This is a genomic window from Calorimonas adulescens, from assembly GCF_008274215.1.
In the GTDB taxonomy this organism is placed as follows: domain Bacteria; phylum Bacillota; class Thermoanaerobacteria; order Thermoanaerobacterales; family UBA4877; genus Calorimonas; species Calorimonas adulescens.
The window spans coordinates 55,268-67,560 of record NZ_VTPS01000006.1; the positions used below are offsets into that span (position 1 = coordinate 55,268).

The window sequence follows — 12,293 nt, forward strand, 5'->3', positions numbered from 1 at the left end:
TTATCACCTCCTTACATCAAAGCATGGCCCGTCTTTGTGCATACCCTTTTGTAGCCTGATCTGGTCTTTACAGGACAGATAAGGCATGCCTTCTAAAATTAGTTGTACATAATTCTTGTATTTATTCTTGACATATTGACGAAATATCCTGCAATATTTAACTTTACTTTGAATTGCTATCTGCGCATATTCATCATTTGGTTTTATAACAACTGGTATTTTAAGATTATTCCATTCTATATATCCGTCTTTGTATCTTATTCCAGAGGTGTTTGTCTTGCCTTCCAGTGAAATATCTTCACCATATTTTTTAAAACATACTTGCTTTGCATTTCCGAATATCATTCTTTCAACTGCATTCAATGCTCTTTCAGCTAGTTTTTGAGCGGTTAAACTATCAATGTTCTTTTTGAATTTGTTCTGCATCGGTGCAACATAAGAATCTATATATACTCATCTGTATTGTAAACCATTAGTCCAGTCAGATTATAGCCATTGGCTGCATGTTTGTTATATAAGATATCAGCCTTCATATATAATCTTCCCTTTGTATATTGTCGTTTTTACTTTACCGACAAGACTGGCACCAGTAAAGGGGGAGTTGGCAGACCTGGAATGAAAGCCATTTACCTGCCACACCTCATCTGGGTCAAATATGGCTATATCCGCCCTGTGGCCCTCTTTTATATACCCTCTGTCTAAGGAGTAAATCCTGGCCGGGCCTATTGTAAGCCTTGACAGCAGTTCATTTATAGAAAGGCGGCCTGGCCTTACCAGGTATGTCATTCCAACGGCCAATGCAGTCTCCAGCCCTATAATACCGCTGGGGGCCGTGGCAAAAGGAGCATCCTTCTCCTCCGTGGTATGCGGGGCATGGTCTGTGGCTATGGCATCTATTGTACCGTCTTTTAAGCCGCCTATTATAGCGAGCCTGTCATTTTCTGTCCTCAAGGGAGGGTTCATCTTGGCATATGTGCAAAGTTCTCCCACAGCATCTTCAGTAAGGCTAAAGTGATGTGGGGTAGCCTCTGCGGTGATATGTGCCCCCATACCTTTGGCCCACCTTATTATATCTACAGAAAGGGCGGAGCTTACATGCTGTATGTGTATCCTTGCCCCTGTATTTAAAGCGAGTATAGCATCCCTGGCTACAAGTACCTCCTCAGCTTCTCTCCTTGCCCCCTTGAGTCCAAGCTTTTCTGCAGCAGGTCCGTAGTTAACACCTGGATTTTCTATAAGCCTGATATCTTCCTCATGAAATGAGAGGACAACATTCAGGTCTTTAGCTGCCTCCATAGCTTCTAAGGCTATCCTGGGGTTCAATATTCCCCTTCCATCATCAGAAAAGCCTACCGCACCAGCCTCTATAAGCGCCTTAAAATCAGTAAGTTCTTCTCCTCTAAGGCCTTTAGTTATGGCTGCCACCTGCATTACCTCAATATCAGCACTTTTAGCTCTATCAACAATACGGTTCAGTGTATCTACATTATCCACAACTGGACTGGTATTTGCCATGCATATCACAGTGGTATAACCGCCTGCTGCCGCTGCCTTTGCACCGGTATATATGTCCTCCTTGTGTGTCTGGCCGGGGTCTCTAAAGTGGCTGTGTATGTCCATAAAGCCCGGGGAGACTATGAGCCCATTGGCGTCAATGACCTGACAATCCCCTTCGATTCCCTTATCTATCTTGACCACATTTTCCCCATCTATAAGTATATCCAGGACATCATCAGTGCCGGAGAGCGGGTCTATTAATCTGCCACCCTTTATTAATAGCATAAGAATTCCTCCCTTAAAAAAAAACATGTATATTACCCATGGAGCGAGACAAACTCTGAGGCAAAGACCAGTGCATTTTATAAGCTGCCCTCTCCGGTTACCACCTTAGCCTTATTAGACCACTTAGATTCATGGCATTACTTACGGTTATCATACCTTCTCACCCCTATGATATAACCCCTGCATATAAATATACAGGGTTTATGTTAAGTATACAAGTCTATTTTATTTGCTCAATGGAGTTACAAATGAGATAATAGAGGCGGAGGGATGAGATATGAAGATACATGATATTTCAATGCCGATACATCATGATATGATGGTCTACAAGGATAAGGAAGAAAAAAGGCCTGCTCTGGAGGTCACCAGGGATTATCCGGAGGGGGCCAGGGAGTCCAAGATACACTTAGAGATGCATACAGGTACCCACGTGGATGCCCCCATGCACATGATAGAAGGCGGGGAGAGCATAGACAAGCTGGACCTTTATCAGGTTGTGACAGAGTGCAGGGTTGTAGACCTTACCTATCTCGATGATTCTGTAAAGAGGGTGGACCTTGTCGATAAGGACATCAAAGGTGGTGAGTTTATACTCCTGAAGACCAAAAACTCTTTTAATGAAAGGTTTAATCCTGAGTTTATATTTCTTGAAAAATCGGGGGCAGAATTTCTGGCTGAGAAAAGGGTGAAGGGTGTGGGGATAGACTCCCTTGGTATCGAGAGGGGCCAGCCGGTCCATGAGACCCATATAACCCTCTTTAAAAACGGCATAGCAATAATTGAAGGGTTAAGGCTTAAGGATATACCTGAGGGCAGGTATTTTCTTGTGGCTGCACCTCTCTATGTGGTTGGAGCAGAAGGAGCGCCAGCGAGGGCACTTCTTATAGAAATGTAGTCAAGAGATATGAGATGAATAAAAATCGGGAAAAATATCTATAGTATTGTTATGGACAGATAAATAAATTGAGAAAGGGATGAGCCCATGGATGAGCTTGAAAAGATTGATGCCATAAGGGACAGGACCGGAGTCAGCTACAAGGAGGCAAAAGAGGCCCTGGATAAGAATGAGGGCGATGTGGTGAAGGCCCTCATATACCTGGAGGACAATAAAAAGTCCTGGACCGAGAGTATGACAGTGGCGGGAGCAGACCTGATTGATAAGGTAAAAGAGATTGTCAGAAAAGGGAATGTAACCAAGATAAGGATAAAAAAGGACGGCAGGGTGATAATGGACATACCGGTCACAGCGGGTGCCATATCAACCATCCTGCTGCCGCAGCTTACTCTGGCGGGTGCAGCCGTTGCGCTGGTGGCCAACTGCACCATAGAGATAGAAAGGCCCGATAAGGGTGCGGTAAAGCTCGTGGAGGAAAAGGAGAAGAAGGAAAGCCCTGGGGAGTAATTATTTCCCGGGAAATAATTTGTTCAACAATTTAATAATATGCAGATTTCTGGCGGCCAGGCCTGGCCATAGGAGGACTGCAAAAGCAAAAGCAAGGGCTATATACAGAGCTGCATCGACCTTCATGATGAAAAGGACAATATATAGCAGTGGTGACAGGGATGCGGACAGTATTCCAGACCTTGCTGTGATGCTTTCTTTAAAATACATGGTTGCAAGCAGAGGCAGGAATACAGCAAGCCCCCTTATCCCCATGGATATGTATGTAAACTCCAGTATGGGTGTGCTCCATAGGGACATGGTGAGGACCGCACATACTATTCCAAACCCTATTATTATAAGCCTCTCTATAAAGAGTTCCCTTTTATCATCGGCAGCAGGGTTTATAAACCCTTTATATATATCCCTGGAGAGCAGGGTAGAGATGCTAAGGAGCAGCCCCGAGGATGTGATGATGACAGAAATCAGGAGTACAGACAGGACAAGGCCGCCCATGTATGGGTTTAAGACCTTCATACTGAAAAGTGTGAGGGCCATTTTGGGATTTATTCCTGGATAATTCTTGCCCATATACATGCCTATGATGGCACATAATATGCCTATAGGCAGGTTTAGGGCCGCCGACGTAAAGCAGGCTGTTTTTGCGGTCTTTATATCCCTGGCTGAATAGACTGCCTGGAAGTATGCCTGGGTGGAAAGTATGCCTATTATGGAGGAAAAGTATGAGGAGAGGCCAGGCCATACACCCCTGTTCAACGGGTTAAATGCAGATGCGGGAAAACCCGTGGCCAGGCCCATAAGCCCACCCAGCTTTGATACGGCTATGACGCCTGCTATTAAAAACCCTGCATATAGCAGGTATATCTTCATGGTACCGATTATACTGGCGCTTAAGAACCCGCCAAAGAGCACATACACGACAATTAACGCCACAGACAGTATTATTGAGAGGGATATATTAAGATTGGTAACGGTCATAAACAGGGCAGTGGAGGAGAGTATCTGTGATATAAGCCCCATGACTATGGATATGGCAGAGAATATACTTACGAAAAGACTTATCTCTTTTCCATACGTTGGTACCATAAAGCCGCCTATGGTATATACGCCGGAGCGCTTTACAGGTCCTGCATAAAATATCCCGAGGATAATAAGGGCGGTTGTGGTACCAAGGACATACAGCAGTGAATTAAAGCCGGATGTATAGGCGATCTCCGCAGTGCCTATGGTAGACGCACCGCCCAGCACTATGCCGACAAGGTTGCCGCTCACCATGGATGCTCCCAGTTTTCCGCTTCCAACATTGAAATCGCTCAGGGTCTTTACCTTTTGCCCATAATAGAGTCCTATGGCAGAGATTATTATTAGAGTTAAAGAAAATGAAAGATACATCTAAATTCGCCTCATTTATTTTTTAAGGGATTTTACAGCCCTGATAATTGGAGGTATTACTTGGTTTTTCCTGGAAACAACACCGGGGAGATAGAAACTATTGCCGTAAATATCAATAGAAAAAGCCCTCTCCAGCATATCCCTGTAATCAGAAACCCAGAGGATCTCAGAACCATTATCTATGATATTTGTCAGCATCAGCAGCAGGACATCATAGTTCCCTTTTTCCTTAAGACCCTTCATATATGAGAGTATATCCCTCTTAATGTCTCCCGGGTCAGCCAGGACATTTATTTGTCCTACTCCAATGGTAAAGTCGTCTACATGAAACTCCTTGAAATCGGTGAAGAATATATCCTCAGGGCTCTTTCCATCAAGGGATGTGCCCTCCTTGAACATCATGCCGGCAAAGCTTTTGATATCGATCCCGGCAATGGAAGCCAGGCTGTGCGCTGCCTCTATGTCCTTAGGGGTACATGTAGGCGACTTGAATATCAGCGTATCGGAGATGATGGCTGCACACATTATACCGGCTATTTCTGGTGGCGGCATTACACCTGCATCCTCATAAATGCCATAGATAATGGTAGATGTGCACCCCACAGGCTGGTTTTTAAAGAGTATGGGTTTATCGGTCACTACTCCGCCGAGGCGGTGGTGATCTATTATCTCCAGGATGTTTGCCTCATTTATCCCGTCTACTGTCTGAGAGAATTCATTATGGTCTACCAGTATGACATTTTTTGTCTCATAATCCAAGACGTGGCGCCTGGATATCAGGCCTATTACAGCACCGTTCTCATCTACTACAGGAAAGTTACGGTATCTGTACTGGGACATGGTGTTTGTCACCTCATGGATATAATCGTCCTCACTGAATGACACTATATCCCTTTCCTTCATTATATAGGATATGGGTATGCTCTGACTGATATACTTTACGGTATCAAAGGTGTTGCAGGGCACCAGTATTAAGCTTACCCCGTGTCTCCTGGATAGTTCTATAATATCATCATTTGGCCTTATCCCACCCGTGATGATGAGTGCCCCAGCCCCGTACTCAATGGCGGCTTTCTGTATGTATGGCCGGTCGCCGACGATTATGGTATCCCCTGGCTGTATCCTTTTTACTACCTCGTCTAAAGACATAGCGGCTACTATGAGGTTTCCGCCCAGTTGGCCCTTGCCAGGAGTTATGACTTCCCCGGAAAGGACGCTGGCTGCGTTATTTACGGGTATGTTGAATTTTTCTAAACTGTTCATCTGTGAAAGATATACCTTGGCCAGGTCGCCTAAAGTGGCCAGGCCGAGGAATTTTCCACTATCGTCAACCACACAGACAGTCCCCATACCGGACTCCTGCATGAGCTGCCATGCGGCCAGCATTGGCCAGGACCCGTTTACAGATAGAGGCCTATCGTAATTTATATCCTTTATCTGGGTATAAACGTTCTCTATATACTCAGGCTCTTCCAGCCCGAAGTGGTTTAAGACGAACCGGGTCTCCGCATTAACAGGACCCAGTCTGCATGGTACTGCATCCACCCCACTGTGCTGCCTTTTAAAGTATGCATATGCGATGGCAGAACATATGGAATCTGTATCAGGATTTTTATGACCTATTATGTATATCCTACTGTCCATTTATCATCCCCACCTTATATATTCATGTATAATAATTTCTTAATTTCAGTGTAATAAGTCTATATCAGCATACCAGCAGTATCCATGTGCCTGATCGTTCGTCCTGATACTCTAATATTTACCACTGCATTACATAGGGTACGCCTCCATCCGGCGTCCCCGCCTCAGGTCGGCTCATCCGGCGTCCATGCCGGATGCCCCTGTTCCATTTGTTGTAAATCCAAGAGTACCGTGGACTCTCTTTAAGGTCACATTTAATGCTGCATGTCATATTCAAATGAGTTCTTACACCAGAATCATTTTTTATTAAAAATTAGATTCCAGAATGTAGTTACAGCCATAAGGCTGGCTGCTATGCCGAGCGACACAAAGCCTGTTAAAAGCCCATATTCTATGGCCAACTTTATATTATCCTGCACCAGATAGAGCATTGTCTGATAAATATATGCTCCCGGCACCAGAGGCAGTATACCTGGTATTACAAAGAGGGTGGCTGGCTTCTTGAACGTCCTGGCCATGACCTCTCCAAGCAGCCCTATGATAATGGCTGATAGCACCGTGGCTGCGACAGGAGACTGAAAACGGTCCATTATGATGGTATAACCGGCCTGGCCCACAGCTGCGCTCAGGGCAGCCAGAGGCAACATCTTCATTGGCAGGTTAAATATTATCCCAAAACCTATTACAGAAAAGAACATATATATCACATTTAACATTTATATCCCCCTCAGATAAAACCATACCTGCAGCGTAACACCTACGCCGACAGCTATAGCCGCAGCGTTCATCACAGCCTCTGCCGTCCTGGCGGTACCAGATATCAGGTCGCCTGACATGAAGTCCCTTGCCCCGTTGGTTATGGCAACACCGGGCACAAGAGGCATTATAGAACCGATGATTATCTTATTTAGATTCTGGCCAAAACCCAGATATGTAAATGATAGGGCAAACAGACTTATTATTATACTCCCAAGTAAATTGGTAAGAAATACGGAAAACTCATATCTCTCAATGTTATACAGTAGACTTAAGGTTATGAAGACCGTTACAAATGTAGGCAGGAAGTCCGCCCATGTCCCTCCAAATATGAGCATGGACATGGATGCGCCAAGACAGCCGCCCAATACACGGTAGAGAGGCCTGTATCGCGGCTTTCTATCGATCTCACTTAAGTATTCAATACCATCATCCAAGCTGATTTTACCCATACAAAAATCCCTGGAAAAGCTGTTTACCATATCCACCTTGGAAAGGTCTATAATGCGGGAATGAACCCTCCTTATGGCCGTCTCCAGTTTTCCGCTTTCGTCCTCTATGGATATTATTATGGTAGTAGGGGTAACAAAGGTATGGGATATGTACCCGAGGCTTGATAGTATCATGTCTGCCGTAGTCTCTATACGGTTTGTCTCTGCTCCGTTTTTTAAAAGGATTTGTGCTGCCATAATGGCAAGGTTTAAAGCCCTTTCATTTTCCATAGCATCACCACCTAACCTATTATATCATATCCGATTAACTGCTGCCTTCTGACCTGAAGTTTCACTGCTATTTTTGTCTATTTGATTACCCTTCCCTTTCATATGGGGTACCTTCCTGTCTGGGCAATCCTGTATTCCATTGACAGCGTTTAATATTTACTATAAATGAAAGTATAAGCCTGGCGTTTGTTAAAGCACACGGCACGCCAAAAACAGTGCGATCACTCTTGATGCCACAACTACTTTAAAAACTTTAATTATAAACTTAGACGTAAGCATGTTTTTGCTGTTTTATTTCAAATGCACTGAAGGTAATCGTTATAGTAAACGATATTCAAGTAAAATATATGATAATTCAAGTAAATTTTGCTTGATAAGTAAACTAGGCCAATTTATAATTTATCTTGAGAAAACGATTTTCAGAGGTGCTAATCTTGAATCCAATTAAAAGAAAAAAAATTACAATGAGAGATATTGCTGACGTGCTGAACCTGTCAGTTAATGCTGTCTCACTGGCTTTAAATGATAAAGTGGGTGTGAGCGAAGAAACAAGGAATTTGGTTATAAAAACTGCGGACGAAATGGGGTATTTCGATGAAAATCCCTCTTTTATTGCCAGGAATCGCCTCAGGAATATCTGCCTAATGGTTGAAGAGAGAAATTTTCGCGATACTCATTTTTATACGAAGGTAATTTTAGGAATAGAAAATGAGGCTAAAAGAAATGATTATGATATTTTAGTAAACTTCATGACCAGTGATAAGTTTGAGATTCCATCAAGCGTTGAGAGGAGGAAGGTCTCTGGAGTTATAGTTGTAGGTACTATAAAAGATGAACATCTTGAAAAATTATTGAAGTATGATATACCAACTGTCCTTGTTGACCATTGTTCATTTACTATAAGTACAGATGCTGTATTAACTCAAAATATGTCCGGATCATATATGGCAACGCAATATCTTATTCGAAAAGGACATACACAAATAGGTTTTTTTGGTGAAATCGATTTTTCTTTAAGTTTTAAAGAAAGATGGTTAGGCTTTAACGAGGCGATGAGAAATGCAGGACTTAATGTAGATCCCATATTTAATGTAAATCCTGGATATTGCGTAATAGGACAGGTAGAACAATATGTTTTAAGCAAAAACTACAAAGAGGTAGCAAATATTATCTCGAAGTTAGATAAACTTCCTACTGCATGGGTATGCTCCAATGACAGTGCTGCTATTACCTTGTACAATGCATTGAACATTTTGGGTATAAAAGTACCTGACGATATCTCTGTAGTTGGTTTTGATGATATTGATATATGCAACATTGTGACACCACATTTGACCACCATAAGAGTTAATAAGGAACTTATGGGTATAAAAGCTGTAAAAAGGCTTTTGTGGAGAATGGATAACCCAAAAGAACCTCACGACCATATAAGAATGGAGGTCAAGCTGGTAGTGAGGGAGTCAGTGAAGGAGATTAAAAATTAAGGCTTTTGATAAAGGACAAGAGAACAACATTTAAGTTGTTTTCTAAATAAAATTAATTAGATGGAGGTGCACTTTATGAAAAAGATAGCTAAAGGCATTCTGGTTTTTGTCCTTGTCGCATCACTTTTATCAGGGTGTGGGACTAGCACAAAATCAGAAAATGAGGCATCACAGACGAGTAAGGAAGGGGTTGTGACAATCGATTTTTGGGCTGCTCCAAATCCTCCGCAACAAACTTTCTGGAAACAAATGGCTGAAGAGTTCTCAAAGGTCAACCCAAATATCAAAGTAAATGTAAGCCCAATGCCAGAGACACCATCATCTGAGGCTGGTATACAGGCGGCTCTAGCAGGTGGCAATGCTCCTACAATTTCTGAAAACATTTCCCGTGGTTTTGCGGCACAACTTGTGGATAGCAAAGCTTTAGTTCCCCTTGATTCAATGGATGGTTGGAATGACATTATAAAGAGCAGAAATATGGAAGATACAATCCAGGCATGGAAATTTGCAGATGGTCATCAATATGTGTTGCCTATATATTCAAACGCTATGCTCTTTGCATGGAGGATTGATATTTTAAAACAATTAGGATATGATGAACCCCCAAAAACTTATAGTCAAATTATTGAATTAGGGAAAAAACTAAGAGAAAAATATCCAGATAAATATTTATGGGCAAATCCTGATTTAATTGACTCTACCTGGTGGAAAAGATGGTTTGACTTCTTTATGCTTTATGATGCGGCATCAAACGGTAATAAATTTATAGAAGGCAATACGCTTGTTGCCGATGATAAAGCTGGTGTGGCTACACTTAAATTCCTTGAAGATATGGCAAAAAATAAACTTTTATTGACACAAGTGGCGACGGATCCCTTTGAAACGGCGGTGAGTGTTTGGACGACAATTGGACCTTGGACATTTGGCACATGGAAAGACAAATATCCGGAACTTAAATTGAATGAAACTTATGTACTTACACCGCCTCCGGTACCGGATGGAATGAGTACAAACAATGTAAAGACATTTGCTGACACAAAGGGTCTTGTAATATATGCACAATCTAGCCTTGAAAAGCAAGAAGCAGCGATGGAGTTCATAAAATGGGTATATTCTAATCCTGAAAACGATATGAAATGGTTTGAAATTACAAACCTTCCGCCTGCAAGGGATGATGTTAATACAAACGAACAATTTAAGGCATATCTGAAAGATCATCCAGAGCTTCAACTTTATGCGGAATCGATACCTAATGCTATTCCGCCGTTTGATAATGTTAAATTTAATGATATCCAGACATTAATTGGACAGAAGGCTGTAAATCCAGTTGTTGCAGGACAAATAGATGCTCAAAAAGCCTGGGATGATATGAAACAAGCTGTTCAGGGGGTTCTTAAATGAAAAGAAGGCAGGAAAAATTGGGTTGGCTTTTTGCCAGCCCATACCTCTTATATAGTTTAATATTTTTTGTAATTCCACTCTTTGGAGCGTTATTTTTATCTTTTACTAACTGGAATCTCATTTCGCCTCAATATGAGAATGTTGGCTTTTTAAACTTTGTTAAAGCTGTAAAAAGCCAAGAAGTTAGGGCTGCGTTTTTTGTGACTTATAAATTTATGGCAATGTTTGTGCCCATTGTATTAATTGGTTCTTTGGCAATTTCCCTTATTATAAACAGCTTGCCGAGGTTTAAAAGTCTGTTTTCTGTAGGATATTTTTTGCCTTACCTTGCTTCTGGCGTTGCCACCTCAATAGTTGTAAGAGGTATTTTGTCATATAACAGTGCTTTAAATGTATGGCTGAGGAACACGTGGGATTTGAATATTGATTGGCTCGGCTCATCAACGCTTGCCCCATTGATTATTTCTGTCATGATAGCGTGGAAATTTATGGGGTATTATTCGCTCATACTGACATCAGGTTTAGAGAGTATACCTACCGAAGTATATGAAGCTGCTGCCATAGATGGTGCAACAGGTTGGGTGAGATTCTTTAAAATTACGCTGCCGCTTTTATACCCAGCCATGTTTACTGTAACTATACTGGCAGTTGGGCTTGTATTTGGTATTTTTACAGAACCGTATGTGTTGACAGGAGGGGGTCCGGGACTTTCAACAAATACCTGGCAGATGGAAATATATAACCAGGCTTTTAGTAAGCTAAACGCAGGTTATGGCTCTGCAATTGCAATTATTGATTCTGTGGTGACATTTATTACTATTTTAGTAGTTCGTAAACTATTGGAAGTTTGGGGTGAAAAATATGGTTGGGACTAAAAATAAAAAATTGCAAACTGTATTATTATACACATTAGCGATTATTGTTTTGATTATAATGATGTACCCATATGTATATATGATATTAAATTCACTTGCGCCATGGGATCAAGTTGATAGAAGAATAATACCAACAGGACTTACCTTGAAATCTTATATATGGCTTCTGTTTGGGGGAACCGATGTTATGCCGCGACCATGGCTTAGAGCTTTTGCTAATAGTATGATTGTAACTGTTTCTTCTACTTTTTTAATGATGGTCACAGCGATATTAGTAGCCTATGCCTTATCAAAATTGGTTTTTAAAGGTAAAAAAACAATAAACAATGTTATTATGTTTCAAATGTTTTATCCCTCAATTATTCTTTTAATACCTACATTTATACTAGTGAGGAAGTTGGGATTGTATGATACCTATTGGGGCATGATAATTCCAAAATCTGTAAGCTTGTGGGCAATATTTATGTATACAAATTTTTTTAAAGCGATACCAAATGAGTTAATTGAAGCCGCAAAGATAGATGGTGCAAATGAGATAAAAATACTTTTTAAAATCGTTTTGCCAATGTCAAAATCAATTACCACAGTTATTTTTCTGTTTTTGTTTATGGAAAGGTGGGTAGAGCTTTTATGGGATATGCTTGTTGTGCATAATCAGAACCTTCTTACTCTGAATGTTATGCTGGCACAGATGTTTGGGCCATATGGTGCATATCCAGGTCCGATGTATGCTGCATCTGTAATTTTGACACTTCCAATACTTATTTTGTTTATAATTTTTAGCAAGAATTTTAAAGAAGGCATACAGTTTGTCTTAAAATGATGTGACGGAGGT

At 41.5% G+C, this 12,293-nt stretch carries 12 protein-coding genes; 6 read left to right on the forward strand and 6 right to left on the reverse strand.

From position 1 onward, the window contains the following. Positions 1 to 3 precede the first annotated feature (3 nt). Positions 4 to 426, reverse strand: a complete 423-nt coding sequence (locus FWJ32_RS05230; RefSeq protein ID WP_203227587.1) for a hypothetical protein — start codon at positions 424 to 426, stop codon at positions 4 to 6. A 96-nt stretch (positions 427 to 522) separates the two neighbouring features. Further along, positions 523 to 1,782: a dihydroorotase gene (locus FWJ32_RS05235; protein WP_149544923.1), complete on the reverse strand. Its 1,260-nt coding sequence runs from the start codon at positions 1,780 to 1,782 to the stop codon at positions 523 to 525. A 277-nt stretch (positions 1,783 to 2,059) separates the two neighbouring features. Here FWJ32_RS05235 and FWJ32_RS05240 point away from each other — a divergent pair, with 277 nt between their 5' ends. Together FWJ32_RS05240 and FWJ32_RS05245 are read left to right on the forward strand one after the other, a co-directional pair. Further along, the gene (locus FWJ32_RS05240) at positions 2,060 to 2,677 is read left to right on the forward strand and encodes a cyclase family protein (RefSeq protein ID WP_149544924.1); all 618 of its coding nucleotides are present in this window, start codon (positions 2,060 to 2,062) and stop codon (positions 2,675 to 2,677) included. An 87-nt stretch (positions 2,678 to 2,764) separates the two neighbouring features. Next, the gene (locus FWJ32_RS05245) at positions 2,765 to 3,184 is read left to right on the forward strand and encodes a DUF4342 domain-containing protein (RefSeq protein WP_149544925.1); all 420 of its coding nucleotides are present in this window, start codon (positions 2,765 to 2,767) and stop codon (positions 3,182 to 3,184) included. On the opposite strand, the gene FWJ32_RS05250 is transcribed toward FWJ32_RS05245, so the two are convergent. From FWJ32_RS05250 to FWJ32_RS05265, 4 genes are all read right to left on the reverse strand, one after another. Then, entirely contained in the window at positions 3,185 to 4,576 is a 1,392-nt protein-coding gene (locus FWJ32_RS05250; RefSeq protein WP_149544926.1) for a sodium:solute symporter family protein, read from the reverse strand. A 15-nt stretch (positions 4,577 to 4,591) separates the two neighbouring features. Next, complete coding sequence (locus FWJ32_RS05255; RefSeq protein WP_149544927.1) at positions 4,592 to 6,220, reverse strand: putative manganese-dependent inorganic diphosphatase; 1,629 nt, start codon at positions 6,218 to 6,220, stop codon at positions 4,592 to 4,594. A gap of 296 nt (positions 6,221 to 6,516) precedes the next feature. Continuing rightward, positions 6,517 to 6,936 carry a threonine/serine exporter family protein gene (locus tag FWJ32_RS05260; RefSeq protein WP_149544928.1) on the reverse strand — a complete coding sequence of 140 codons (420 nt, stop codon included), beginning with the start codon at positions 6,934 to 6,936 and terminating at the stop codon, positions 6,517 to 6,519. Then, positions 6,937 to 7,698, reverse strand: a complete 762-nt coding sequence (locus tag FWJ32_RS05265; protein ID WP_149544929.1) for a threonine/serine exporter family protein — start codon at positions 7,696 to 7,698, stop codon at positions 6,937 to 6,939. A 434-nt stretch (positions 7,699 to 8,132) separates the two neighbouring features. Here FWJ32_RS05265 and FWJ32_RS05270 point away from each other — a divergent pair, with 434 nt between their 5' ends. The 4 genes from FWJ32_RS05270 (at position 8,133) to FWJ32_RS05285 (ending at position 12,281) form a co-directional block, all read left to right on the forward strand. After that, positions 8,133 to 9,182, forward strand: coding sequence for a LacI family DNA-binding transcriptional regulator (locus FWJ32_RS05270; RefSeq protein WP_149544930.1), 1,050 nt, complete (start codon positions 8,133 to 8,135; stop codon positions 9,180 to 9,182). 75 nt (positions 9,183 to 9,257) lie between these two features. Then, on the forward strand, positions 9,258 to 10,583 hold the full coding sequence (locus tag FWJ32_RS05275) for an ABC transporter substrate-binding protein (RefSeq protein WP_149544931.1): 1,326 nt from the start codon (positions 9,258 to 9,260) through the stop codon (positions 10,581 to 10,583). Beyond that, on the forward strand, positions 10,580 to 11,458 hold the full coding sequence (locus FWJ32_RS05280) for a carbohydrate ABC transporter permease (RefSeq protein WP_149544932.1): 879 nt from the start codon (positions 10,580 to 10,582) through the stop codon (positions 11,456 to 11,458). Before FWJ32_RS05275 ends, FWJ32_RS05280 begins: the two co-directional genes overlap by 4 nt. Further along, the gene (locus tag FWJ32_RS05285) at positions 11,445 to 12,281 is read left to right on the forward strand and encodes a carbohydrate ABC transporter permease (RefSeq protein WP_149544933.1); all 837 of its coding nucleotides are present in this window, start codon (positions 11,445 to 11,447) and stop codon (positions 12,279 to 12,281) included. Before FWJ32_RS05280 ends, FWJ32_RS05285 begins: the two co-directional genes overlap by 14 nt. The last annotated feature ends 12 nt before the right edge of the window (positions 12,282 to 12,293 follow it).

Bases quoted from the DNA above. Each gene is read 5' to 3' on its own strand.
- FWJ32_RS05230 (WP_203227587.1), bottom strand. From the start codon at position 426: ATGCAGAACAAATTCAAAAAGAACATTGATAGTTTAACCGCTCAAAAA.
- FWJ32_RS05235 (WP_149544923.1), bottom strand. From the start codon at position 1,782: ATGCTATTAATAAAGGGTGGCAGATTAATAGACCCGCTCTCCGGCACT.
- FWJ32_RS05240 (WP_149544924.1), top strand. From the start codon at position 2,060: ATGAAGATACATGATATTTCAATGCCGATACATCATGATATGATGGTC.
- FWJ32_RS05245 (WP_149544925.1), top strand. From the start codon at position 2,765: ATGGATGAGCTTGAAAAGATTGATGCCATAAGGGACAGGACCGGAGTC.
- FWJ32_RS05250 (WP_149544926.1), bottom strand. From the start codon at position 4,576: ATGTATCTTTCATTTTCTTTAACTCTAATAATAATCTCTGCCATAGGA.
- FWJ32_RS05255 (WP_149544927.1), bottom strand. From the start codon at position 6,220: ATGGACAGTAGGATATACATAATAGGTCATAAAAATCCTGATACAGAT.
- FWJ32_RS05260 (WP_149544928.1), bottom strand. From the start codon at position 6,936: ATGTTAAATGTGATATATATGTTCTTTTCTGTAATAGGTTTTGGGATA.
- FWJ32_RS05265 (WP_149544929.1), bottom strand. From the start codon at position 7,698: ATGGAAAATGAAAGGGCTTTAAACCTTGCCATTATGGCAGCACAAATC.
- FWJ32_RS05275 (WP_149544931.1), top strand. From the start codon at position 9,258: ATGAAAAAGATAGCTAAAGGCATTCTGGTTTTTGTCCTTGTCGCATCA.
- FWJ32_RS05280 (WP_149544932.1), top strand. From the start codon at position 10,580: ATGAAAAGAAGGCAGGAAAAATTGGGTTGGCTTTTTGCCAGCCCATAC.
- FWJ32_RS05285 (WP_149544933.1), top strand. From the start codon at position 11,445: ATGGTTGGGACTAAAAATAAAAAATTGCAAACTGTATTATTATACACA.